The following is a 25,017-nucleotide window of genomic DNA, read 5'->3' as shown; positions in this document are numbered from 1 at the left end:
AGCAAATAAGTAAATCCATAAATATTGAGAATCTAGAAGTCATCATGACTTCAAAATGGTGCTAAGTTGCCGTTTAACCAACGTGATACTCATACATGGTTACTTAACATATTAAAACTCACATAGGGTTAACGACGTAGCTTTAAACTAAGTAAGTATTGAGCAAGCCAATTAACAGTGTTTATAAAACTTTCGTATTCAAGGAATAGTGAATAATGGTAAGTTATTAGTAACAAACTATTTGATACTCCTTTTGGATTAATAAGGTTGATTAATGCGTTTGACTAATACAATAATTATAATTCTATAAGGATGTTTCATGACCATCATGCAAAAAGCTCTATGGTTAATTGCCAGTGTCGGTAATTTTTCAGCAGGGTACTTCTATATGCACAGTCAAAGTGCTTTTAGTTTAATTTTATTAATCTCCACATTACTTTATAGCATTATTGGTATATATGATGTCTTTCATAGTCGTCATAGTCTGAATCGTCTTTATCCAGTAGTCGCATATCTACGTTATTTTCTTGAATCTTACCGTGTTGAAATACAACAATACTTTATAGCGAACGATACAGAAGAGCGTCCATTTAATCGTGAGCAACGTACTTTAGTGTATCAACGAGCTAAAAATGTCCGCGATACTATCGCTTTTGGAACCCAGCGTAATCTTGTTGAAGATAATTATCTAAGTTTATGGCACTCATTAGCACCTACGCATATAAAAGAGGCTGCCAAGCGAGTTATTATTGGTGGTGCTAGTTGCCAGCAGCCATATTCAGCATCCTATTTAAATATTTCAGCGATGAGTTTTGGTTCGTTAAGCTCCAATGCCATTGAAGCACTGAATTTAGGCGCTAAAAAAGCAGGTTGTTATCATAATACTGGTGAGGGGGCAGCGAGTCCCTATCATTTAAAGCACGGCGGCGATGTTGTGTGGCAACTAGGTACCGGACTTTTTGGCTGTCGCGATGAACAAGGACGATTTAACCCTGTTAGCTTTGAGAAAACAGCTAATCTGCCACAAATAAAAATGATTGAAATAAAGTTAAGTCAAGGCGCAAAACCAGGTCATGGTGGGGTGTTACCTAAAGCGAAAATTACCGACGAAATTGCCCACATCAGACATATTTCAAAGGATAAAGACTGTATCTCGCCCGCAGTTAACCCTGAATGTACCTCTCCAAAGGATTTGTTAGCTTTTATCGTGCAGTTACGCAGCTTGAGTGGCGGTAAGCCCATTGGCTTTAAATTATGTATTGGTAATCCCGCCGAGTTTTTAAGTATTTGTAAAGCAATGTTAGAAACAGGTATTACACCTGATTTTATCACTGTTGATGGAGCTGAAGGGGGGACAGGTGCTGCGCCAGTAGAATTTACCAATCGCTTAGGTTTAATTTGTTTAGAAGGCATAAGCATAGTAAACAATGCATTGGTTGGGGTAGGGCTTAGAGATAAAATAAAAATAATTGCTTCAGGTAAAACGGCATCAAGTTTTGATTTACTCGCAAAAATTGCTGCCGGCGCTGATGTGGTTAATGCGGCTAGAACAATGATGATGGCCATTGGCTGTATCCAATCAAGACATTGTAATACTAACCTTTGTCCTACCGGTGTTGCGACTCAAGATCCCGCTAGAGCAAAAGCAATTGACATCGAGTCAAAAAGTGACCGAGTGAAGAACTTTCATGATAATACGGTAGCGAGTTTCTTTGAATTGGTGGGTAGCATGGGCTTGGACGATCCGGCTAAGCTTGTGCCGCAAATGATTAAAAGGCGTTCACCTTATGGCGTTCAAATGTCGATGGGTAGTATTGTAGCACCATTACCTGCAATGGCTTTAGTTGACCCTTTACAGAACAAGTTAGACCTAGATGAGTCATGGCAACATTGGTGGCAAGCAAGTAGTGCAGAGCAATTTTATGTCGATGACATTTTTATACTGAAATCGCCAGAGTTTCATCAAGTAAAAACAAATCGAGTTTAGTTATGCTCTTTTGCTTTTAAATAGAGTCTTTTAAGTCATATGACTTAGAAGACTCTAGCAAGATTTAAGATTGTTTTACGTCGAGACAATTATTTAGTCTGAGCTTATCTATATCACTCATCTATATCATTCAGCGATCAACTGGTTAAGTGTGTAACTTGTGTCGTCACTGCCTAATTTAGTCTTCATATAAGGTAATATTTCTTCAAGCTGCGAAGTTAATTGCCATGGAGGATTAACAATAAACAATCCAGTACCTGTCATACCATATTCATCAGTATCACTTTCTAGACAAAACTCTACTTGTAATACATTTTTGATCGAGCTTTTAGTGAAGGTATAGCTCATCTGCTCAACTAGCTCGCGCTTAACAACGGGATACCAAAGAATGTATGTGCCTGTTGAAAACTTTTCATAGGCCTTAATAATAGTTTTTACCGCTTTGTGATAGTCTTCTTTCAATTCATAAGGAGGATCGATAAGTACCACACCACGACGACTTGGTGGTGGTATTAAACCAAGCACACCTTGATAGCCATCAGATTGTTTAACAAACACTTTACGCCAGCGCTGGCAAAAATCTTCCAAGTGTTGAATATCAGTCGGGTGTAATTCAAATAAATGACTACTGTCTTGTCGACGAACAAAAGCTTTTGCTATGCCAGGGGAGCCAGGGTAAACGTCAAGGTCGTTACTTGTGTCAGTACTTATGTCTGCACTTGGATCAGTACTACGGTCAGAAGCAAGGTTGAGACTCTTGATCAGTGATAAATAAGGTTCTAGTGACTCAGGCGCATCTTCATCGTTAATAATCTTGGCAATACCGTCTTTATACTCACCCGTCTTTTGGGCATATTCGTCGGCTAGCTGATACATACCAGCCCCAGAGTGACTATCGATATAGCAAAAGCCTTTTTCTTTACGAGTCATATAATCTAAAACAAGTGATAAAACACTATGCTTTAGTACATCGGCAAAATTGCCAGCATGAAAAGCGTGACGATAACTAAGCAAGGTAATTCCTTAAGAGGGAGTTATGTTAAACAGTGGGAACACGGCTATCAAAAGGTATATTGATAGCCGATAAATATTTTGAACGTAAACTTAAACTTGGCTTGCTAAGTACTCATCGTAAGTGCCAGCAAAATCAATATAACCGTCTTTGGTTATTTCAATAATACGAGTAGCGATGGTTGAAACAAACTCTCTGTCGTGACTAACGAATAAAAGCGTCCCTTCGTATTGCTCTAACGCCATATTCAATGATTCAATTGATTCCATATCCATGTGGTTGGTTGGCTCATCAAGCAGCAATATATTAGGATTGTGCATCATTAGCTTACCAAACAGCATACGACCTTTTTCACCACCAGATAAGACTTTAATTGACTTTTTAATATCATCGGCAGAGAAAAGCAAACGACCTAAATAACCACGAACAGCTTGCTCGTCATCAGTTGGTTGACGCCATTGGCTCATCCAGTCAAATAAGGTCATGTCATTTTCAAATTCAAACTCATGATCCTGTGCGTAATAACCGATATTGACATTTTCAGACCAAGTAAACTCACCTGAATCTTGCTGGTAAGCTACTTCGTTCATTAACGTACGTAAAAGCGTAGTTTTACCAATGCCATTTTCACCGATAATAGCGATACGTTCACCGACTTCAATTAACGCTGAAATACCTTTAAGTACAGGGTTACCATCAAAGCTTTTATTCAATTTTTCAATAACTAAAGCATTACGGAATAATTTCTTCTCTTGCTCAAAACGAATAAACGGATTACTACGACTTGATGGTTTGACTTCATCTAACTGAATTTTATCAATTCGCTTGGCGCGAGAAGTCGCCTGTTTTGCTTTTGATGCGTTAGCAGAGAAACGGGCAACGAAGGCTTGAAGTTCACCAATTTGTGCCTTTTTCTTAGCGTTATCTGACAATAAACGGGCTCTTGCTTGTGTAGCAGCCAACATATATTCGTCATAGTTACCCGGAAAAACACACAATTCGCCATAATCTAAATCGGCCATATGAGTACAAACACTGTTTAAAAAATGTCTATCATGGGAAATGATGATCATGGTTGAATTACGTTCATTTAACGTTTCTTCTAACCATTGGATAGTGTGAATATCCAAGTTGTTGGTTGGCTCATCAAGTAACAAAATATCAGGATTTGAAAAGAGTGCCTGAGCTAGTAATATACGTAACTTAAAGCCAGGAGCGATTTCGCTCATTAACCCGTAATGTTGTTCAACAGGAATACCTACACCGATTAGTAATTCACCAGCACGACTCTCAGCACTGTAACCATCCATTTCAGCGTATTCAGACTCTAAATCACCCACTTTCATACCATCAGCTTCGCTCATTTCAGGCAAAGCATAAATACGGTCACGTTCTTCTTTTACTGCCCATAACTCGGTATGGCCCATGATCACAGTATCAATAACACTGTTTGCTTCAAAAGCGAACTGGTCTTGGCGTAATTTACCCAAACGTTCACCCGTATCAAGATTAACGTTACCAGACGTTTGCTCTAAATCACCACCTAAAATCTTCATGAAGGTAGATTTGCCACAACCATTTGCGCCGATTAGACCATAACGGTTACCGCCACCAAATTTTTGTGAGATATTTTCAAACAATGGCTTAGCGCCAAATTGCTGGGTTATATTATTTGCTGCTAGCATGATGTGTTCCGTCGAATGTTGATGTTTACTGAATCAAATAATACAGTAAATTTAACGATAAAATATTGCGCGCGATTATACACGACAAGACAATAATAGTTAATAAAATTTCTTAGTAAGATGTAGTGTAAGTTAACCAGAACTTCGGATAAGCGAATTTGCCCAATAACGCTCTTTAAGCGCATATCAGCGTTATTTTTACTCCCAATAACCCGTTATTGGTTTGTAAAAACATCTTGATATACACTTAAACTTCGTCACTGGAACGTTAAGTTAACTTGTTCATTTAACTTCAATGAGTTACAAAACTCTTATCCAAACCTCAGGTTAAGTTAATCAATTAAACGAGCTAAATAGCTTAGCTCGTTTACAGTATTAGATATTATTTACTCTTTTTTCTATCACTAAATTGGTTATCAGAAAAGCGGGTTAAGCCTTTTTTGTGCATTGGCGTTTTCTTCTTTTTACCATTACCTTGTTCTGACTTAGGCTTATTTTGACCAGGGCTTGTTTTAAAACCTTGCGAATTATTTTTACCCTGTCTATCTTTATTTGCTAATTGCTGCTCGCCACGAGTTTCTCTTGGCACAAGACAATTTGGTGCCGAGCCAATAAGTTTGGTTAGGCCCATTTTAGTTAATGCTTGACGAATTTGTGCCCAGTTAGCTGGATCGTGATAACGCAATATAGCTTTGTGTAAACGTCGTTGGATGGTGCCTTTAGGTACGTTAATTTTTCCATCTACTTTGGCTAAATTTTTACTGGTTACATTACGCAACGAATTTAGCCCGGTATGGTACAAGGTTGTGGCATTAGCTAAAGGTGAAGGGTAAAAATTTTGCACCTGATCTAACTTAAAGTTATTTTCTTTTAACCACAGCGCGAGATTAACCATATCTTTATCTGTCGTGCCAGGGTGGGCAGAAATAAAGTACGGAATTAAGTACTGTTTTTTACCTGCAAGTTTCGAGTAATGATCAAACATTTCTTTGAATTTATCATAGCTACCCATGCCAGGTTTCATCATATTATCAAGCGGCCCTTGTTCAGTATGCTCAGGGGCAATTTTTAAATAGCCGCCAACATGATGGGTTGCTAACTCTTGCACATATTCAGGATGTTCAATCGCTAAATCGTAACGAACACCAGAAGCAATTAGTACTTTTTTGATGCCTTTTACTTTACGTGCTTTACGGTATAACTCTATTGTTGGCGTATGATCGGTATCTAAGTGACCACAAATTGTTGGCCAAACACATGAAGGTTTTCGACAAGTCGCTTCTGCTTTTTCACTTTTACAATTAAGCTGATACATATTGGCGGTTGGACCACCAAGATCTGAGATTACCCCAGTAAAACCTGGTACTTTTTCTCTGATATCTTCGATTTCATTAATAATAGACTCATGAGAACGACTTTGAATAATGCGACCTTCATGCTCAGTAATTGAACAGAAAGTACAACCACCAAAACAACCACGCATGATATTAATTGATGTTTTGATCATATCATAAGCGGGTATTTTAGCTTTACCGTAGCTAGGGTGGGGTACGCGTTTATATTCAAGACCAAAGACACCATCCATTTCTTCAGTTGATAATGGTTTAGCGGGTGGGTTTAGCCATATAAGGCGAGTGCCATGGCTTTGAACCAATGGTTTTGCCGATGTTGGGTTAACTTCTTGATGAAAAATACGTGATGCATGAGCATAAAGAACTTTGTTTTCTTTTACCTGCTCAAAAGTAGGTAAATTAATGTAAGTAGTTTCCCAAGGTTTAGCTTTTTTATCCCAAGTTTTATTCCGATAATCAGCCATTTCAATAGGCTGTGCCGTTTTGGTGATATCGTTACTGAGAGCAGCTGCTTCTGTTTGAGCTTCATTATCACTACACGATTCAGGGGTGATTTCCTCATAAGGGCTATAAATAGGATCAATTTTACCTGGCCTATCGATATCACGCGAATCAATTCCTTGCCAACCTGGGAGTGCTTGATTGGTTAAAAATGCACTGCCTCGAACATCGGTAATAGTCTTAACATCTTCACCACGGGCGATACGATGTGCAATTTCAACTAACGGACGTTCGGCATTACCAAACACTAATAAATCTGCTTTTGAGTCAAATAAAACAGAGCGACGTACTTTATCTGACCAATAATCATAATGCGCAATTCTACGTAAGCTTGCTTCTATACCGCCAATAATTACCGGAACACCTTTAAAGGCTTCTTTACAGCGTTGAGTGTAAGCTGTTACCGCACGATCAGGACGTTTCCCTCCTTCGTCATTTGGCGTATAAGCATCATCATGACGCATTCTGCGCTCGGCCGTATATCGATTGATCATAGAGTCCATGTTACCAGCGGTAACACCAAAAAATAAATTAGGCTTTCCTAATTCCATGAAGGCATCTTTTGAATCCCATGCGGGTTGTGAGATTATACCGACTCTAAAACCTTGTGCTTCAAGCATACGACCTATAATAGCCATACCAAAACTTGGATGATCAACATAAGCATCACCGGTTACAATGATAATGTCACAGCTATCCCAACCGAGTATATCCATCTCTTTTCGAGACATAGGTAAGAAAGGTGCCGTGCCGTAGCACTCAGCCCAGTATTTTGGATAATCAAACAATCCCTGTTGAGTTTTCGAAATTATTTGTTTTTTTACTGAAGTCATATCACCATTCCCATTGGGGTTAACCGAATCTAAATCGTTGCGCCGCTAAGTATCTGTACCGTTGAAGCACCGTGCTGCAAATAGCGGGCGCGGGATTATATCAGATATTCTATGTGACCCCCAACTATATCTGTTTGTTTTTTGAACAGAAGTGAGGTCTATTATTTATAAATCAAGATTGTATACTGTTTACAATCTTGATTTCATTTGTTCTAATCGCTGTGAAATAAAATTTGGCGTAAAGCTGAAAAATAATTAAAACAATAATTAAAACGATAATTCAAAAATAATAACCCATAGTGCTAATCGCATTTCTGAGGAAAATATGAACAAGAATCTAAAAAGCAGTTTATTGGCTAGTGCTGTTATTGCTGCATTAGGCTTGAGCGCGTGCAATGAGAATAATACTGCTGTGGCGGAAACGAAAAAAAGCAAGGCTTCTGCAACTTCTGAACCTAAACCAGTGATCAGCTCAAAGCAACAATTAGCTTCGTTATATCAGCAAGCTAAACAGAGTCTTTTTAAACAACGAGCTTTATCAGCAACCATGTATGGTCTATCTAAAAAAGATATAGGACAAGACATCAGTAGCGATATGGAGTTTTATAGCCCTGAAGATGAAAAGCAATTAAGAGCTGAGTTATTATCGATATCTAATACTATTGCTAGTATCAAACTAGACGGTGCTGATATAACAACAAAAAATAATCAACAAGTTATGGCAGGGCTTACGCGTTATTTTGCTGGTGAACCCAATTTTAATATTGGTTATATTGATACATGGATGGGACTTTCTCCTTTTATTGTTAATCAAATTAATGGTCCATTAATTGATATTCCTAGAGTGATGCAAAATGATCAGCCAATTACTACAGAAAAAGATGCACTAGATTACATCGCGCGTTTAGGGCAGTTTGATAAACTTGCAGCAACTATTATTGAAAAGCAAACGGCAGATGCAGCCCAAAACTGGTTACCTTCAAAAGTAACCTTACAAGGTGCTATTAAATATTTAAAAGGCTTTACCCGTGGATCTGCAGAACAACATCCATTCGTCAGTGTTTTTCGTGAGAAAGTTGAAAAGATTGACTCACTTACTACAGAGCAAAAGCAGTCTCTAATCAGTCAAGTTATCGCTAAGGTAAGTCAAGTGGTATATCCCGCTTACCAATCAGTGGAAAAAGCGAGTGAACAATTATTGACCAAAGCGCGTTCTGAGTCAGGTATATGGGCACAGCCAAATGGTAGTGCTTATTATCAAGATGCTATTAAACAGTTAGGGGATAGTGAATTAACGCCGACTCAAATTCACCAAATTGGCTTAGATGAAGTGGCGCGTATTAGTGGCGCTATGAACGAAATATTACTAGCCCAAGGTTACAAAAAAGGCACTGTGGGTGAGCGTATGGTGGCGTTAAATGAAGAGCCTCGCTTTTTATATGAAGACTCAATAGCAGGGCGTGAACAATTGCTCAGTGATATTAATGGCTATATCACTGAAGTAACAGCAAAAATGGCACCAGTCTTTAAAACCACGCCAAGCTATCAAGTCGAAGTGAAATCATTCCCGGTAGAGGTGCAAGATGGTGCGCCAGGTGGTCAATATACATCACCCGCTGTTGATGGTAGTAAACCAGGCATTTATTGGATTAATTTAAGAGATATGAAAGCGAATCCAAAGTTTGGATTAAAAACGCTAACTTATCATGAGGCTAATCCAGGTCATCACTGGCAAATTGCGCTGAATTTAGACCAAGCAGAACTTCCTTTTTTACGTAGAATCGCACCTTACAACGCATACGCCGAAGGTTGGGCTCTAGTATCAGAACAAATAGCTTATGAATTGGGAATGTACGAAAATGACCCCTTTGGTAACTTAGGTCGCTTGCAAGCCGAATTGTTTCGAGCGGTACGTTTAGTGGTAGATACAGGCTTACATGATAAACGCTGGACTCGTGAGGAGGCGATTAGTTATATGAGCAGTGTGACAGGTTCAGCAGAGTCTGATGTTACTTCTGAAATAGAGCGCTACATGGCATGGCCTGGTCAAGCACTTGGTTATAAGCTAGGTATGATGAAGATATTATCTTTACGTGATCACGCAAAAACTGAATTAGGTGATAAATTTGATGTAAGCGAATTTTACGATGTTGTTTTATTAGGTGGTGCTGTACCCATGGTTGTTTTAGAGGCTAGCGTTAATCGATGGATAGCTAGCCAGAAGTAATGTTGAATAGCTGACCTTTATATCACCAAACTTTTAATGGAGCTCTTAAAGACTCAATTGTTTTTAAGAGCGTTATTTTTAGTTATTCCCTAATAGTTTTGTAAACTAGCGCACAAAGATAATATTAGAACTAGGTTTGATATTGGAGCCAAAAACTAAACCGTTTAGTGTAGGCGGTTTATGATCTTTTTTGCCACATAACGTTCTAAATCCAGAGTATTAAACAAGCAGAAATCAAGTTCACTATTGCCAATAATAGCCGACACAAACGTGATTTTTTCAAGTGCAAAATTTGAAAACGAACCTCGACCAATAAACCATCAGTATTTCATTCTATAAATTTATATTTTTATGAATAACACTTCCAACGCTAATTCCAAAAATAGCAAAGCGACTTATCTTTCTCTTCAGTGCGTTTATAACAAATTTTATCTAGAGCAACACAAACTTCATAAGTTAGTTGAGTTATAACAAAACCATTGAATTGTACATGATTTAGTGAGTACTCTAACTCAGCAGGTTGATCCATAGAGCGAAGAATACCTTGAACATTGCGCCAATCTGTTACCAATTGGCTAATATGGGGATCATACCATTGCTCAATTGTATCTAAATATGCCATATCACGGTTTACGGCAAGGAGTTTATTTAAACTTATTGTAAAGCCATTTGCGTCTTTAATCGCCAGAACATTGATAATATTACTGACATGATAGTCTAATTGCTTTTTAGATTTATCAATACGGTTGGTATCAAAAGTATGCTTAGCTAAAGCTGCTTGTATAACAGTCTGTCGGTATAAAATACCAACCATAAATATAGTTAGTATTGGTGTGTACACCCCCCCTAATGCACTTCCCATTTCAGACCATTCAGAATGAGAACTCCAAATGCCAAAACCAAACTGGCTTGCATATAAAATTAAAGGGGTTAATAAAATTAGTGTCAGTAAAATATATCCAATTATATTTACGCTATTTTTATTACTATCCATTCAAATTTCCTTTTCTTGATATATCACAAATACAGTGTAACTTTTAATGTAACAACCTAAATCAATATTCCTCTATACACCATAAGAATACATTAAGCTTTTCAGTCCGTTACGTCAACCAAGTGCACAAAAACGACCATAATAACAATTACTAAACCTCATCCGTGATGCGCAGTTACTAGCATATAATTAGATACCTAGGGTGAGGGATGGGCCCTTTATTCAGAACAAGTGGCGTATGAGCTCGGCATGTATGAAAATGACCCTTTTGGAGATTTAGGCCGCCTACAAGCTGAATTATTTAGAGCAGTGCGTCTAGTGGTTGATACGGGATTGCATGATAAACGTTGGACTCGAGAGCAAGCCATTAGTTATATGTCAGAGCAAACAGGTACAGCTGAATCTGATGTGGTGGCAGAGATTGAGCGCTACATGGCATGGCCAGGTCAAGCGCTAGGATATAAGCTCGGTATGTTAAAAATATTAAGTTTAAGAGAACAAGCCAAAGCTCGCTTAGGTGACAAATTCGATTTAGCTGAATTTCATGATGTAGTGCTTTTAAATGGCGCTGTGCCTATGGCCGTATTATCACGCAATGTAAATCATTGGTTAGATAATAAGTTATAAAAACATTTTATAAATATATGTCATAAAAGTATGTCACAAAGATAGATTATCCAGCCATGTTTGCATGGCTGTTATAAAAATTTAAGCCGTATTGTTAATAACAATACGGCTTTTTTATTTTAGATGGGCTAAACCAGTTTAGTGAACTTTTTGACTATTTAAGGCGGTTTCATTTTTTCGATTATTTTTAAGTAGTACACAGTGTGTTTCACCTAAACGTGCGCAACTATCAAGAGCAGCCATTTCGTCAACGCCAAATGAAGCGTTTGAAAGGATCACGGCCGAGCAATTCCCACGGCACAATACATTCTTTATTTGCTCAATATCTAAGTGAGCTGATTTCGAATCAAGCAAGTTATTTACTTTATTTTTACCTTTAAAGCTAACACAAAGCACTTTTGAAATATCAACGCCATGGGTATGAGCTAACTGCTCAATTGAAGATTCTTCTGGGTTGATAAAAAGTACCCATTTTTTATCTTGGTTATGTTGCTGACAAATGTTCACATAATGAGACGACAATTCTTGATGGCTTTCGACATTGGCTAGCTTTAACCAAGCTTGCTCTGCAAGCGGAGTACTGATGGCATTATTGATACTTGCATTGATACTTGCATTGATACTTGCATTGATAGTTGTATTGGTCGTGAACATAGTTCTGCCTCGTGCTAAGTCGTGTTATGTAACTATACTGTATGGATGTACAGTATAGTGTATTTGATGACTATTCAAGCATTATTTGTTATTTTTTGAACAAAATAAGACCATTTACATTTAAACCGTAATCGTTAGTAAAGAGTAATACCAATCCCATTATGTTTGTGATCTTGTTGTGTGTAGGAAAAATAACCCAAGGATAGGCGCTTGACTGACTAATAGCTGGCTATTGGGATTGAGAGCAACGCCGCCTTGGAATATTTTAACCAGCACAAGTGGGCAATAATTTAATGGAATTGGTATAAGTAGATAATAGTGCAGTCGGTAGGTGAGCATTACCAATCAAGATGCATGTTTCAGAGTGCTTAAGTTATTTCAGTGGTAAATGACATGAGAAAGGCAATATCTGTTTTGAGTAGTTAATAAACTCAGTTGATAAACCTCTTTGATTGGGAGGTTTCTTTTTCATTGAAAAGAGTATTTAGGAGGTTGTTATTAAAAAAAGTATTTGGGAATTATTACTAATAAATGAGCATTGCTAATGTTCATTTATTAGTAAGTAAAAGACTGGGATAGAGGCGAAGTTTCACTCACTTTGGGAAATTAGTAAAACCACTTTTAGATAAACATGTGTTAATCGGACTTAGGTTATTTAAGCTCAAGAGTCGATAATTGTGCTTCAAATTGTTCAGAGCCACCTTTAACTTGGTAGAGCTTTACTAATAAGTAATCTAACTCGGGTGCGAACCAAGCGTAAGTGATGCGTTTTTTCTCAATAATTTCACGCTTTAATCGAATCGTTTTGACTAAGCCATACGGAAGGATTAGCTCTTCTTTACCGTCATATAGATATTGATAATCTTTAACAGATCCCTTTGAACTAATGACTGGATACACAAACCGCTTTTGTTCGGGGTTGTTAATTAAATCAATACGATTTTGTAGATGATAACTCAGTTTATCTAGTAGACCGTCAGTAAAGTCGAGAGATATCTTTTTATCCTTTTTCAGATCTGTTGCTGTTTTTCCTGCTAAATCATACTGCCATTGATAGTACTTATCACGACCTGTTCCCTCACGTTGATAGTCATAACTTAAAGGGATCACTTGGTTTTCTTTGATATCAACAATAGATGTTTCGCTACGTTTATCAGAAAAAATTAACCAACTTATATCAGTTTCATAGTGATATTTAACTTTACCATCTTCAAGATAACTTAACTCCCTGATAGCTTTACCTACGGGGTCTGATTTACGTAATAGAGTATAAGTTGCACGAAAAGCAGGAATAGTTTCAGCGAATGAATTTTGTTTTTGCTCGGCTTTTGGTAATGCTGATGTTTCAATATCAGTAGCAGAAGCTAACAAAGGTAGAGTTAAAAAAAGTAAGGAGAAAATTTTTCGCATAATAAACAAATAGTCCAGAAGCAATGAGTATGCATTTATACTAACAGCTTCTGTCTGGGGGAGAGCAAAAATTTGGTAACTATTTGTTGTACTGTTTGATGAGTTATTTAGCGAGTAGTACTAAAATAACCGTATTTAACTAGCTGTATTTAATTAACAAAATTCAAGTTAAATAGGTTAATCGTTGGCATAACCTGAAGCTGATAAAATATTATCATCTAAAATTGCGTTATCGCCTTGCATGCTAAGTCTTTGTTCAGCAAACCACTTTACTACCAATGGGTAGATACGGTGCTCTTGCTCATGTACTCGAGCAGCTAAATCATCACAGTTATCACCTTCAAATACAGGCACTTTGGCTTGAAGAATAACAGGACCGCCATCAAGCTCTTCAGTAACAAAGTGAACACTTACGCCGTGAACATCATCGCCTGCATCAATAGCGCGTTGGTGGGTATTTAATCCCTGATACTTAGGTAAAAGAGAAGGGTGTATGTTTAGCAGTTTACCTTGATAATGTTGTACAAAGCTTGGCGTAAGAATACGCATAAAGCCTGCTAAGACAATTAAATCGGCATCAAAACAATCAATTTTCTTGATAAGCGCCTGATCGTAATCTTCACGGCTATCAAAGTCTTTATGAGAAAGTGCTACTGTGGCAATATCAGAATTTTTAGCACGTGTTAGGCCATAGGCATCCGCTTTATTTGATACTACCCCAACCACTTTAGCTGGATAATTACTATCAGAACAGGCATCTATAATGGCTTGTAAGTTAGTGCCACCACCAGAGATCAAAACTACTATTTTGCACGACATATATTTTCCTCATATCTTAATAAAGAGTGAATAAACAATTAATAAAGCGGAGATAAATAAAAAGGGCTATTAAATAGCCCCTTTATAATATATTCGCTTGTTTAAACAGTTAACTGTTTATGCAAAAACAACAGGCTCTTCGCCGTCAGCTTTATCAGCGATTTCGCCAATGTGCCAAGCATTTTCACCATGTGCTGTTAAAATTTCAATACTTTGAGCTACTTTATCAGCAGGAACAACGATAACCATGCCAACACCACAGTTGAAAGTGCGGTACATTTCATGTTCAGTGATGTTACCGTTTTCTTGTAACCAGTTAAAGATGCTCGGCCATTGCCAGCTATCACCTTTAATAACAGCTTGTGCTGTTTCAGGTAATACGCGTGGGATATTTTCCCAGAAGCCACCACCAGTGATATGAGAAAGTGCATGAACATCTACATTTTTAAGTAACTCAAGTACAGATTTTACGTAAATCTTTGTTGGTTCAAGTAAATGGTCAGCAATTTTCTTGCCTTCAAGTAACTCATTAGTATCAGTGTTGTTCACTTCTAATACTTTACGAATTAAAGAGAAGCCGTTTGAATGTGGACCTGAAGCGCCAAGTGCAATCAATTGATCGCCAGCTGCTACGTTAGTACCATCAATCAAGCGAGATTTTTCAGCTACACCAACACAAAAACCAGCGATATCGTAATCGCCTTTGTGGTACATACCTGGCATTTCAGCAGTTTCACCACCAACAAGAGCACATCCTGCTTGAATACAACCTTCAGCAATACCTTCGACTACTGATGACGCAACAGCAATATCAAGTTTAGCAGTAGCATAATAATCAAGGAAGAATAATGGCTCAGCACCTTGAACAATAAGGTCATTAACACACATTGCCACTAAATCGATACCAACAGTATCGTGTTTAGCTAAATCGATTGCTAAACGTAATTTAGTACCTACACCGTCGGTACCAGCAACTAGTACAGGTTCTTTATAACCTGTAGGTAATTGACATACCGAACCAAAACCACCTAAACCACCCATAACTTCTGGGCGTGTTGTGCGTTTTACCGCACCTTTAATGTTTTCAACTAGCGCATTACCAGCATCAATATCAACACCAGCATCTTTATAGCTTAACGACTGTTTTTGTTCGCTCACGGGAAACCTCAGAAATTACCGACAGTATTTTAAGGGCCGTATTCTACCAGTGCAAAGGCTCATACTCAAGACGATAAACAGTATCTTCGCCTTGTTTTATTTTATTGGTGTATTTCCAAAGAATTTATTGAGATTTGCGGGTATTAATTGCTGGCAATGTGGTAAGATATTACATATAAAATCATAGAGTTTTTAAAATTTTCAGTCGATATGTTTAGATTTCCTTTTGTAATAATTATGCTGGTATTCTCGTTGCTTAGCGCTAGTTTAGCTGCCCTTGAAGTCAATGACCTGTACCAAGCCAATGTCGTAGTTGACTCACAAGATCGAGAACAACGTCAACAAGCAATAAAAAAAGCACTTCAAGGTGTGTTTTTAAAAGTCGGTGGCAAAAAAAGTGTGTTAACGCATGATGTGTTGAAAAAAGCGCAAAAAAAAGCCAGCCGTTACGTTAGCCAATATCACTACCAACGAAAAGATGAAGAGCTAAGTTTGGTCGTTAGCTTCAATGAAGACAAAGTAAATCAATTATTTAAAGACGCGAATCTTCCATTATGGGGGAGTTTACGCCCACAAGTACTGTTGTGGTTAATTGATGAACAAGGCACAAGCCGAAGTATCGTAGCTTCTGATGAAGACACTATCATCCCTTCAAGTATCAATGATTTCTCAATACAACGTGGTTTACCTATTGTTATGCCTTTAATGGACTTAACCGATAATGAACAAGTGGTGTTAAGTGATTTTTGGGGCTATTTTCCTGAACAAATCCTGCAAGCTTCACAGCGCTATTTTGCAGACACTATTGTGGTAATGAGAGTATCAGATTCGAGCTTAGTGATTGATAGCGATAAAAATGAAACAGCTATCGCCGCAAGTGATGTTGCGTGTGGCTTGTTATGTGAACAGCAAGAACTTGTTATCCCTAAAGTACTAGATTGGCGTGTTTTCACCCAAGGTATTCTTTATACTCAACAATATAAAGGTGTCGATAAAGCCAGTTTAATTGAACAAGGCTTATCCGACATTACCGAGTTAATTTATCAGTCTTACGCTTTATCTACCACAGCGGAAAATGACTTTGTTATTGAAGTTAAAAATGTCACCTCTTTGAAAAATGACATGCATTTATTTAATTTTCTACAGGATTTATCAGCGGTTAAAACCGTCACTTTAATCAGTGCCCAAGGTAATGAACGTCAATTCAAGTTAGATCTAATTGGTTCAAAAGCCTCATTTTTAGCCTCATTAAAGCTAAACAATAAGTTAACGCAACAACTTGATAGTCAACTCGATAGTTTTTCTCATGCTCAAGGATTTAAAACTCAGCAATTCAAAAGCCAAGACAGCGCAGGAATAGACCTCAATAACGAAACTAATGATCAAGTACAGGTCACTGTTTTAGGCACCGTTGATACGAATAAAGATGAACTTAAAAATCCACAAACGAATGTAAAAAATAAAGAAGGTCTCCTGGATAATAATATTCCAGAGACTATCCCTATGGTAGAGGATAGCAGTAACTTAAGTGCTGATTCTGCCGATGAACTTACCAAGAATGATCAATTGCCAATATTAACCGAAACAAAACCACCACTGACGATTGCACCCAAAATTCCCGTTTTTTATTGGGAGCAAGGATGAAGCAAGTTGCTCAATTAACTTTGATGGTGCAGTTACCTGATGATGAAACGTTTGATAGTTTTAAAAGTGAAACTAATCAGGGGATTGTAACTCAATTAAAATCCTATATAGAATCACAACAAGCAACGCCCCACAGTTTCTACCTGTTTGGCTTATCGAGTGTTGGTAAATCACATCTAATGCACGCAAGTAGCACTTATGCTGCGCAGATTGGAAAATCTTCTGTATGTTTATCTTGTGCAGAGTTAAAACAATTACCTGTAGAAGTTTTAGATGGCTTAGAGCAAATTGATTTAATCTGTTTAGATGACATTCATTTGATTGCGGGCGACACTCGCTGGCAACAAGCTATTTTTGATTTATTTAATAGGGTGCTTGAACAAAATAATTACTTATTAATTTCAGGTGATGAAAGTGCTCAACAGTTAGGTATTAGCTTACCTGATTTAGTATCAAGACTTACTTGGGGATTAACTGAGCAGGTTAAGCCCGTTGATGATGAAGAAAAGGTTATTGCCCTCCAGTACCGTGCCACGCAACGCGGTTTATTTTTGTCTGATGAAGTAGTCAAGTTTTTACTTAATCGCTTGAGCCGAGATATGGGAAGTTTAATCAACTCACTTGATGTCTTAGATAAAGCTTCTATTCAAGAGCAAAGAAAAATTACCATTCCTTTTATCAAGGAAGTGCTAACGCTCCAATAGCTTATTGATAGTAGAGTTAACTAGTATTTATAACAAAAAACGCGATTATTAAATCGCGTTTTTTATTTTTATAAAGTGATTTTTTTAGCAATAGATGAAGTTGTGATTAGTACTGAGGTAAAGGCTTTTGATAATACCGATTAAAATAATTCTCTTGTTCGGGTGTAATGTTTGCTGAAGATGGCAGCTCAGACTCAGTAATAATGGAGAAGCTGTTTCGCTGTTCCACCACTTGTCTAATTTCTGGTCCTCTTGGGCTAATGGTTAAATTATCAAGCCAATTAGTTCCTTCAACCATTTCAATAGGGGTAGGTACTAAGTCTATTGCCGCTTGACTATCAAATTCGGGTAATACACGACTAGCACTAAAAAGTACTCTATCTGTTAATTTATCGTCGCCAATGCGGCCACGTTGCCCCCAAGTGACAATATATTCAGCTGCGGAAATACTCTCATCTATTGGCTGGTTGGTGATTGCAACATCACGTATTACAGCAAAGCGGCTTTGCATCATTAACTCTTCAAACAACATGGCATAATCTTCACGTAAACTCGAGTAAGCATAAAAATCTGAAGCGCCTTCGGGGCTAAAAAAAACTTTGATATCTGTTGGTAAGTAGTTTTTTTGTGTTTGGTTGGCGGTCTCGCCAGCAAAACTAACTTGCGCTAAATCACGCATTTCTTGGCTTTTTAATGGAAAGGTAACAGCAAGTTCATCTGACTCAAACGTTGTACTGACAGCTGCATCGAGCACACGTTGATTGCTGCTATGTATATACCATTCGTTACTTGGGAAAAAATCATTGGCATGAGCAAGTTCATGGTACATTAATGACGTTAAGCGATATAGAGCATCTGTAGCAGTTCGAGTCACCCGTACAGATTTACTATAACTTTTACTGGCAGAGGCATTATCTTTTACGTAGCGCCAAGGCATAGCGAATTGTAAGTCCTTACCAAAATCTGCCCGATAATCTGGTGCTTCATTTATAGTATCGCGCTCTTGTGGGGTTAACCAAAAATTTTCTGCATCTAAATATATAGCGCCTGTTGCCGCCCAATAAAATGAAGGGCGCACATCATAAGAAATAACAATTGCTGTCGTTGCTCTAAGCAATTTTTTTATATCGTTGTTGGTATCATAATTACTCAAAAAATCTTTAAATCTATCACCCATCCATTGGTGGGACACCACAACACGATCCATAATACTCTCAACTGAAGGAGTCATTGAGGAACTTTTTACTTCCTCTGCAAGTAGAGGTGTTTGGGCTAAAGTACATGAACTGGTTAAGGTATTAGAGTAAACACAAGTAACGAGATTATCAGCATAAGGGCTATTGCTATTATAAGCGAAAACGGAGGCTTTACGGTCTGAAAAGTAAGCATTACTGCCTATTTCAGCAGCCGGCTCTACGAGTATCGCTACTTGATCGCGATAAATTGTATTACTGTCAGAATCCGTAGCGGATGCCTCGAAGGTAATAATGGTATCGAAATCAACTTGGGGTGCATCAAAAAAAAGTGCTAATTCACCATCACTACTTTCAGTGGTTAGGGTGACATTAGGTCCTTCTATTTGTTGCCATGTCAATGTGTTGATATTGATCGTTTCAGAAAGTTGGCTACGAAGTGACACCTTGTTACCGGCTAATGCTTCATGAGAAAGACGTGTTGTTAATTTATGGTAGTCATCATTAACAGTAATACTCTTCTTTAAGGTTTGCTCAATGCCACCATTGAGCATAAAACTGACACTAAAACTGTATTCGCCTGCTAGCATAGGAGTAAAAGAAATAACTTTACTCGTCTTCGCTAAAATTGATACCGGCTCGCCGGCCGTTTGATGCCATTTGATCTGACTAATGGCATCAAAAGGAAAGTGAAGAAGAAGATCTATGCTTTGATTTACATTTTGCACCTCATCAAGCTGTACTATGCTATCAAGGGGATAATTCGTCACATTACCATTAGATTTACTATCACAAGCAGTTAGAACTACTGTGAAAAGTATGGGTAATAACAAGGTGATTCTTACAAAATTACAGCGCATTCCTTCTTCCTTCTTTTAATAAAGTAGGTATTAGAGTTATTTACTTTCCTTCTTTTTACGGATGCTCAGTCCAAGCTCTTGACCACGAAATTTAGCGTAATAAGTCGCGCCAAAAAACATAGCACTAGCAAATATCAACTCTAACATTGCCCAAACCCTGTCTGCTGGCAACACCCAAAGGGTAGTTAAACTATGCAAGAAATAGATTAAAACAATAAAATTTGACCAAGCATACGTGAACGGGTTTCCTTGTAACAATCCCCTTAATGGAAATAATAACGGCAGGGTAAACATTACCAGTGAAGTTGTCGTACTTAAACTCTCACTTGGACTTAGTACGATTAACCATAACGGCATAAATACTAATAAAGAAAAATAACCTGTTAAGGCTATTTTTTTATAATTACTCGTTGAAAATCTTTGTTTGTTCATTTGGCTGCTTATCTAAATTAAGGATTGAATGGAAATTTATTGTTTAAAAAAAGTTAAAACATTTTCAGGCGGGCGGCCTATAATTGCTTTACTGCCATCAGTTACAATAGGGCGCTCAATAAGTTTCGCCGTATTAGCCATGGCGTTAATCAACTCTTCTTCATTAGCCCCTTTTAAATTATTTTCAGTAAATTCGGCTTCTTTGACACGCATCATTTCAACAGCAGAACAATTAAGCTGCGTTAATAACTGCTTAATTTGAGCGTGATCTAGGGGGGCTTTTAAGTACTCAACAATGGTGACTTCTTGTTGTGATATTTGTGCTTGTTCTTCAAGTAAAGCAAGTGTTTGGCGACTTTTAGAACATCTTGGGTTGTGATAAATAGTAAACATTGTTTTCCTTTAATAATTAATTGGCAATTAAACGATAATATAAATGCTAACGAGTTGATATGTTAATACAGTGAACTCGTTATAAACGTTTTAAACGATTCTCTTGTTCTTGAAATTGTAATATCCGGGCCTTTACTCTTTTTTGCATTAAAGGCTGTTCGTCAAGAAATGCATAACTCGTCTGCAATTCATCAACGGCTTTTGGGTATGCGCCGAGTAAAGCATATACTTCTGCTTTACTCATGTGCATTAAACCTGTTTTCTGCTGAGTTCGATACAAGGTGGTTAATATATCATAAGCGATAAAGTTACCTGGGTTGACTAATAAAAAGTCCTGTAATATTTGTGCTGCAAGATCATATTCTTTCACTGTGAGTAGGGCGTTAGCATAGTTTAAACTGACTACCTGATTGTTAGGCATGAATAAGTTTAATCGTTCAAGCATCTTTATCGCTTTACCGGCTTGATTATTGGCTATGTATACATCCGTTAATGCATCAACATAAAATAAATTATCCTTATCATTTACTTCTAATAGCTCTAATAATTTCAAAGCTTCACTAGTTTGTTTGTTTTCAAAATATGATAGTGCTAAACCATATTGTGCAGCAGCTTTTATGGCATAGCGTTTTTTATTCAACTGTAGTTTAAAGAAACCAATATTGGATTTTGCATCCCCTTGATATCTTGCTTTTAATCTTGCTTTGGTTAGTTCAAAACCTAAACTAGGTGGTAAGGGTCTTGCTGGATAGTTTAATGCACGCTGTCGAGCATCAGCTATACGTGATTCAGGTAATGGATGGGTAAGTAACATTGCCGGTGGCTTACTGGCATAGCGGTATTTAGTCGACATTTTACTAAAAAAGCTTGCAGCACCTTGGGGGTCAAAATTGCTAGTTGCTAGTAAAGCAATACCTACTCTGTCTGCTTCTTTTTCATTACCACGAGTGTAGTTAATGCTGGCTTGTTGCGTTACTGCCATACTTGCGCTCAGTGCAGCGATGCCAACAGTAGGGTTAACCAAGGTAATTAAAACACTAGAAAGCATAGCTGCCATGGTTAAGCCTTGGGTTTGGCTTTGTGATTCAAGACGTCGGGCTAAATGGCGCTGTGTAACGTGAGAAATTTCATGAGCAATAACAGAAGCTAATTCACTTTCAGTATCAGCCGTTGTTATCAAACCACTATGGATACCTACGTGGCCGCCAAAAAAAGCAAAAGCGTTTAATTCGTTATTATTGATAAGAAAAAATTCAAACGCATAATTCACCCCTTGAGCATTTTTCACTAGGCTATTACCTAAGTGATTAATATACTCAATCAGAACAGGATCTTGTATTAGCGGTTGTGAAGCGCGTAATTGCCGCATCATTGCTTTACCGATTTGCAGCTCTTTATCGGTTGATAATACGCTGTAGCCAGAAATGCCTATATCGGGTAACTTATTCTTATTGTTTTGATTATCAATAGCACTGGCATTAAAGCTAGTAGCCGCAGCAATGCCTAATGTAAATAACAAGGCAGTAAACATGGGTTTTAGGTTAAACAATATTACATCCTAGGGTCATAATGGAAATATACGAGAGTAACAAAGAGCACTTAAGTGTCTTGGGTAAGGATATTACCATTTCTTTTGGCTATTTCTTGGTAAAACTCCGCTATACTATAGCCTTTGACCACAATAATCTGAAAAGATTCGCTTAAAGTTGTGATTAATTCTTTAACTTTGTAATGCGCATATTTCAACAGTGCTATATCTGCTTCATCCCCACTTTGGAAACAGTAAATAGCAAAAGCAACTAAGCTATTAAGACGAAAGAGCATCTGCGTCTTCTCAGGTAACCAATTATTAAAAGGGCAGTTGCCTTTATCAATCATACTATGAGTCACAACTTCACCGTCAATAGCAGGGTAACAATGTAACTCATAGCCCATGTCATTAAATTCATGGCGTAAGCTAATTTGTGGCTTATTCTTTACTTGGATACTACCATACGCTTTTTTAACTGCACCAAGCAAAGGTAAATTCCATGAGTTTGGATTTAATATTTGTTTATATGCACTATCAAAACCATGAGTAAGAATGCCATCTACTTCACCTAATGAAGAAGAAAACATATGATATATAGAGGATACTTCTCCCCAATTAATTTGCTTTTTATAAGCATTAATCTCTTTTAAGTTAGCTTTGGGACTTAATGAGCTCATTTATTTAATATTCCTGACAATAAGTAGATTTTCATAGGAATTCCCTTTATATCCTTACTCCATAAAAATGCAATTTTCATAGTGACTATGTTATTTAATTTCAAAGCGCGGTGCTGACATAATAATTATTCAGGATAATATGCTCAAGCACTTATACGATGGGTTTCAACGTAATTTCAATTCCCACTGAAATCCTACACTTTGAATGGTAACGGCTATAGAGGTACGTTATGATAACTTTAATTTATACAATGGATTAATTGTCGCAAATTAGTGAATTAAACTAAAGCGCTGTTTTAAGTTTTCTATGATTTATAAATATGATGGTAGAGGAGAGAAATGTCCTGTGCCTTTGGTTAAATTACGTTTATTACTAAAAAAAATGCAAGATGATGATCAATGTATCATCACCATTGATGATACTGGCTCTATTAATGATATTCCTAAATTGTTAGCTAAGCAGGGATATTTTTATCAAAAACAAACTACTGAGATAGGTATTGTCGAGATAAGTATTAGTCGAAAAAGTCATACGAGCAAAAATTAAAGAATGGGTAGTTATGTTTAAGTTATTTAGTGATTGGTATACACGTAAGTTTTCAGATCCTCACGCGGTCACATTAGTCGTTATTTTAGTCTGTATTGCATTATTTATTGCATTATTTAGCAATTTATTGATGCCGGTATTTGTTGCAATAGCATTAGCTTTTTTGTTAGATCTGCCAGTTAACAAGCTAATGCAAAACTCAATGTCGCGCTCTAGTGCTACAGTAGTAGTAGTTGTTACTTTTCTAAGTTTTTCTTTATTAGCGGTCTTAGGGTTAATGCCTATTATTTGGAAGCAAAGCAGTAATTTATTGCAAGAAGTTCCTCATATGATCAGTCAAGGACAAGGGTACTTATTGACCTTGCCAGAGAAATATCCTGATTTTGTACATGTCTCGCAAATTGAAAGTTTCATTGTCATGGTTAATGATAATTTACTTGAGTGGGGTCAGGTTGCACTGAGAGCGTCTTTGAACTCAATTTCCGATATTGTCGCTTTAATGGTTTATTTGATCCTCGTGCCGTTAATGGTGTTCTTCTTTTTGAAAGATAAAACAGAGTTAATGAGCAGTATTGCCCAATTTTTGCCTAAAGAGCGCCGCATGGCAATTAAAGTGAGCCAAGAAATGAACCAACAAATTTTGAATTATATTCGCGGAAAAGTGATTGAAATAATTATTGTTGGAACATCTACCACTATTGCTTTTATCTTTCTTGATTTGCAATATGCTTTACTCTTGGGCGTTTTAGTTGGCTTGTCAGTACTTGTTCCTTATGTAGGTGCAACCGTTGTCACCTTGCCAGTGTTATTAGTCGCTCTTTTTCAGTTCGGTTTAAGTAGTGAGTTTGGCTACGTTATGCTTGCTTATGGCGTAATTCAGGCGATTGATGGTAATGTTATTGTGCCTTTGTTGTTCTCTGAAGCTGTTAATTTACATCCTGTGGTCATTATTATTGCGGTGATATTTTTTGGTGGTTTATGGGGGTTTTGGGGCATATTTTTTGCAATCCCTTTGGCAACATTAGTGAAAGCTGTAATTAATGCTTGGCCGTCAATTCCGGGACCTGTCGTTATAAGTGAAACTCAGAAAGAGTAACAGCCAAGAATCACTTTGTTAAAAGAGCTATATGGGCATTAGCTAGTTACCTGCGCCCTATGACTTTAAAGTAAAAGAGTAAAAGAACTGTTAGGTAGTTGACTCATTGCTACATCAAAAAAGCCCTAAGCTAATATTATTTAGCTTAGGGCTTTTTATTTATAACGTTAATTATCGCTATAACATTTCAATACGTTACTTATTTCAGTTTTTTAACTCGTTTAAAACGGCTAAGACCACATCATGATGCTCTTTGGTTTTAAACTTATTAAAAACATGGCTGATTTTTCCATCAAGACCAATTAAAAAACTCAAGCGATGAATACCATCATATTCTTTTCCCATGAATTTTTTTAAACCCCAAACACCAAATTGATCAGCTACTTGATGGTCAACATCAGATAACAAGGAGAAATTTAGTTCATCACGTTGACAGAATTTAATTAAACGTTTCACTTCGTCAGGACTAATACCAAAAACAACGGTATTTAACTAATTAAGTTCAGCTTTGATATCACGCAAACCTTGGGCTTGAACGGTACAACCTGGAGTCATTGCTTTAGGGTAAAAGTAGATTAATACTTGCTGTTTACCAATATAGTCAGATAATGATACTGACTCATCATTTTCATTGTTTAAGGTAAATAGTGGCGCGGTATCACCAACGTTTAGAGTATTCAT

19 protein-coding genes and 2 pseudogenes are annotated in these 25,017 nt (G+C 37.3%); 7 read left to right on the top strand and 14 right to left on the bottom strand.

Annotation, left to right across the window (positions count from 1 at the left end; genetic code table 11):
* The first annotated feature begins 319 nt into the window (after positions 1-319).
* Positions 320-1,987 carry an FMN-binding glutamate synthase family protein gene (locus ESZ36_RS10930; RefSeq protein WP_146787632.1) on the top strand — a complete coding sequence of 556 codons (1,668 nt, stop codon included), beginning with the start codon at positions 320-322 and terminating at the stop codon, positions 1,985-1,987.
* Between the two features lie 126 nt (positions 1,988-2,113).
* On the opposite strand, the gene ESZ36_RS10925 is transcribed toward ESZ36_RS10930, so the two are convergent.
* The 3 genes from ESZ36_RS10925 to ESZ36_RS10915 form a co-directional block, all read right to left on the bottom strand.
* Positions 2,114-3,001: a 23S rRNA (adenine(2030)-N(6))-methyltransferase RlmJ gene (locus ESZ36_RS10925; protein WP_146787630.1), complete on the bottom strand. Its 888-nt coding sequence runs from the start codon at positions 2,999-3,001 to the stop codon at positions 2,114-2,116.
* Positions 3,002-3,091: 90 nt separating this feature from the next.
* A complete protein-coding gene (locus tag ESZ36_RS10920) occupies positions 3,092-4,684 on the bottom strand; it encodes an ABC-F family ATPase (RefSeq protein WP_146787627.1) in 1,593 nt (530 codons plus the stop codon).
* 382 nt (positions 4,685-5,066) lie between these two features.
* Positions 5,067-7,370, bottom strand: coding sequence for a YgiQ family radical SAM protein (locus ESZ36_RS10915; protein WP_146787624.1), 2,304 nt, complete (start codon positions 7,368-7,370; stop codon positions 5,067-5,069).
* 325 nt (positions 7,371-7,695) lie between these two features.
* Here ESZ36_RS10915 and ESZ36_RS10910 point away from each other — a divergent pair, with 325 nt between their 5' ends.
* On the top strand, positions 7,696-9,597 hold the full coding sequence (locus tag ESZ36_RS10910; RefSeq protein WP_146787621.1) for a DUF885 domain-containing protein: 1,902 nt from the start codon (positions 7,696-7,698) through the stop codon (positions 9,595-9,597).
* A 370-nt stretch (positions 9,598-9,967) separates the two neighbouring features.
* Here the strand turns inward: ESZ36_RS10910 and ESZ36_RS10905 are convergent, their stop codons facing one another.
* Positions 9,968-10,591 carry a hypothetical protein gene (locus ESZ36_RS10905; protein WP_146787618.1) on the bottom strand — a complete coding sequence of 208 codons (624 nt, stop codon included), beginning with the start codon at positions 10,589-10,591 and terminating at the stop codon, positions 9,968-9,970.
* Between the two features lie 204 nt (positions 10,592-10,795).
* Between ESZ36_RS10905 and ESZ36_RS10900 the strand changes: the two are divergent.
* Positions 10,796-11,218, top strand: a pseudogene (locus ESZ36_RS10900) (DUF885 domain-containing protein); the annotation flags it as partial.
* A gap of 138 nt (positions 11,219-11,356) precedes the next feature.
* Here ESZ36_RS10900 and ESZ36_RS10895 read toward each other — a convergent pair.
* From ESZ36_RS10895 to purM, 4 genes are all read right to left on the bottom strand, one after another.
* Entirely contained in the window at positions 11,357-11,872 is a 516-nt protein-coding gene (locus ESZ36_RS10895; RefSeq protein ID WP_146787615.1) for a hypothetical protein, read from the bottom strand.
* A 651-nt stretch (positions 11,873-12,523) separates the two neighbouring features.
* Positions 12,524-13,282: a DUF3108 domain-containing protein gene (locus tag ESZ36_RS10890; protein ID WP_146787612.1), complete on the bottom strand. Its 759-nt coding sequence runs from the start codon at positions 13,280-13,282 to the stop codon at positions 12,524-12,526.
* A gap of 177 nt (positions 13,283-13,459) precedes the next feature.
* The gene (purN, locus tag ESZ36_RS10885; protein ID WP_146787609.1) at positions 13,460-14,101 is read right to left on the bottom strand and encodes a phosphoribosylglycinamide formyltransferase; all 642 of its coding nucleotides are present in this window, start codon (positions 14,099-14,101) and stop codon (positions 13,460-13,462) included.
* A gap of 117 nt (positions 14,102-14,218) precedes the next feature.
* Positions 14,219-15,259 carry a phosphoribosylformylglycinamidine cyclo-ligase gene (gene purM, locus ESZ36_RS10880; protein ID WP_146787606.1) on the bottom strand — a complete coding sequence of 347 codons (1,041 nt, stop codon included), beginning with the start codon at positions 15,257-15,259 and terminating at the stop codon, positions 14,219-14,221.
* Positions 15,260-15,496: 237 nt separating this feature from the next.
* On the opposite strand from purM, the gene ESZ36_RS10875 reads away from it, so the two are divergent.
* Together ESZ36_RS10875 and hda are read left to right on the top strand one after the other, a co-directional pair.
* A complete protein-coding gene (locus tag ESZ36_RS10875; protein WP_246129068.1) occupies positions 15,497-16,903 on the top strand; it encodes a DUF2066 domain-containing protein in 1,407 nt (468 codons plus the stop codon).
* Positions 16,900-17,607: a DnaA regulatory inactivator Hda gene (hda, locus tag ESZ36_RS10870; RefSeq protein ID WP_146787600.1), complete on the top strand. Its 708-nt coding sequence runs from the start codon at positions 16,900-16,902 to the stop codon at positions 17,605-17,607. The genes ESZ36_RS10875 and hda overlap by 4 nt, the downstream gene beginning before the upstream one ends.
* A gap of 106 nt (positions 17,608-17,713) precedes the next feature.
* On the opposite strand, the gene ESZ36_RS10865 is transcribed toward hda, so the two are convergent.
* The 5 genes from ESZ36_RS10865 to ESZ36_RS10845 all read right to left on the bottom strand — a co-directional run bounded on the left by ESZ36_RS10865 (position 17,714) and on the right by ESZ36_RS10845 (position 22,693).
* Positions 17,714-19,660 (bottom strand): hypothetical protein, encoded by a 1,947-nt coding sequence (locus tag ESZ36_RS10865; protein ID WP_146787597.1) that lies wholly within the window; start codon positions 19,658-19,660, stop codon positions 17,714-17,716.
* A gap of 36 nt (positions 19,661-19,696) precedes the next feature.
* Positions 19,697-20,092, bottom strand: coding sequence for a DUF2069 domain-containing protein (locus ESZ36_RS10860; protein WP_146787594.1), 396 nt, complete (start codon positions 20,090-20,092; stop codon positions 19,697-19,699).
* A gap of 36 nt (positions 20,093-20,128) precedes the next feature.
* On the bottom strand, positions 20,129-20,485 hold the full coding sequence (gene arsC, locus ESZ36_RS10855; protein ID WP_146787591.1) for an arsenate reductase (glutaredoxin): 357 nt from the start codon (positions 20,483-20,485) through the stop codon (positions 20,129-20,131).
* Positions 20,486-20,564: 79 nt separating this feature from the next.
* Positions 20,565-22,034 (bottom strand): beta-barrel assembly-enhancing protease, encoded by a 1,470-nt coding sequence (gene bepA, locus ESZ36_RS10850; protein ID WP_246129067.1) that lies wholly within the window; start codon positions 22,032-22,034, stop codon positions 20,565-20,567.
* Positions 22,035-22,084: 50 nt separating this feature from the next.
* Positions 22,085-22,693 carry a hypothetical protein gene (locus tag ESZ36_RS10845; RefSeq protein WP_146787589.1) on the bottom strand — a complete coding sequence of 203 codons (609 nt, stop codon included), beginning with the start codon at positions 22,691-22,693 and terminating at the stop codon, positions 22,085-22,087.
* Positions 22,694-23,000: 307 nt separating this feature from the next.
* Between ESZ36_RS10845 and ESZ36_RS10840 the strand changes: the two genes are divergently transcribed.
* Together ESZ36_RS10840 and ESZ36_RS10835 are read left to right on the top strand one after the other, a co-directional pair.
* Positions 23,001-23,240, top strand: coding sequence for a sulfurtransferase TusA family protein (locus ESZ36_RS10840; protein WP_146787586.1), 240 nt, complete (start codon positions 23,001-23,003; stop codon positions 23,238-23,240).
* Between the two features lie 13 nt (positions 23,241-23,253).
* Complete coding sequence (locus ESZ36_RS10835) at positions 23,254-24,336, top strand: AI-2E family transporter (RefSeq protein WP_146787583.1); 1,083 nt, start codon at positions 23,254-23,256, stop codon at positions 24,334-24,336.
* 204 nt (positions 24,337-24,540) lie between these two features.
* Here ESZ36_RS10835 and bcp read toward each other — a convergent pair.
* Positions 24,541-25,017, bottom strand: a pseudogene (bcp, locus tag ESZ36_RS10830) (thioredoxin-dependent thiol peroxidase).

It is taken from the genome of Colwellia demingiae (assembly GCF_007954275.1).
Classification (GTDB): domain Bacteria; phylum Pseudomonadota; class Gammaproteobacteria; order Enterobacterales; family Alteromonadaceae; genus Colwellia; species Colwellia demingiae.
Note: the sequence above shows the minus strand (reverse complement) of the source record. Positions and strands in the feature narration are given on the sequence as shown.

Excerpts from the sequence above, each read along its gene's own strand:
- ESZ36_RS10930 (WP_146787632.1), top strand. The coding sequence starts at position 320 with ATGACCATCATGCAAAAAGCTCTATGGTTAATTGCCAGTGTCGGTAAT.
- ESZ36_RS10920 (WP_146787627.1), bottom strand. The coding sequence starts at position 4,684 with ATGCTAGCAGCAAATAATATAACCCAGCAATTTGGCGCTAAGCCATTG.
- ESZ36_RS10915 (WP_146787624.1), bottom strand. The coding sequence starts at position 7,370 with ATGACTTCAGTAAAAAAACAAATAATTTCGAAAACTCAACAGGGATTG.
- ESZ36_RS10910 (WP_146787621.1), top strand. The coding sequence starts at position 7,696 with ATGAACAAGAATCTAAAAAGCAGTTTATTGGCTAGTGCTGTTATTGCT.
- ESZ36_RS10905 (WP_146787618.1), bottom strand. The coding sequence starts at position 10,591 with ATGGATAGTAATAAAAATAGCGTAAATATAATTGGATATATTTTACTG.
- ESZ36_RS10895 (WP_146787615.1), bottom strand. The coding sequence starts at position 11,872 with ATGTTCACGACCAATACAACTATCAATGCAAGTATCAATGCAAGTATC.
- ESZ36_RS10890 (WP_146787612.1), bottom strand. The coding sequence starts at position 13,282 with ATGCGAAAAATTTTCTCCTTACTTTTTTTAACTCTACCTTTGTTAGCT.
- purN (WP_146787609.1), bottom strand. The coding sequence starts at position 14,101 with ATGTCGTGCAAAATAGTAGTTTTGATCTCTGGTGGTGGCACTAACTTA.
- ESZ36_RS10875 (WP_246129068.1), top strand. The coding sequence starts at position 15,497 with ATGCTGGTATTCTCGTTGCTTAGCGCTAGTTTAGCTGCCCTTGAAGTC.
- hda (WP_146787600.1), top strand. The coding sequence starts at position 16,900 with ATGAAGCAAGTTGCTCAATTAACTTTGATGGTGCAGTTACCTGATGAT.
- ESZ36_RS10865 (WP_146787597.1), bottom strand. The coding sequence starts at position 19,660 with ATGCGCTGTAATTTTGTAAGAATCACCTTGTTATTACCCATACTTTTC.
- ESZ36_RS10860 (WP_146787594.1), bottom strand. The coding sequence starts at position 20,092 with ATGAACAAACAAAGATTTTCAACGAGTAATTATAAAAAAATAGCCTTA.
- arsC (WP_146787591.1), bottom strand. The coding sequence starts at position 20,485 with ATGTTTACTATTTATCACAACCCAAGATGTTCTAAAAGTCGCCAAACA.
- ESZ36_RS10845 (WP_146787589.1), bottom strand. The coding sequence starts at position 22,693 with ATGAGCTCATTAAGTCCCAAAGCTAACTTAAAAGAGATTAATGCTTAT.
- ESZ36_RS10840 (WP_146787586.1), top strand. The coding sequence starts at position 23,001 with ATGATTTATAAATATGATGGTAGAGGAGAGAAATGTCCTGTGCCTTTG.
- ESZ36_RS10835 (WP_146787583.1), top strand. The coding sequence starts at position 23,254 with ATGTTTAAGTTATTTAGTGATTGGTATACACGTAAGTTTTCAGATCCT.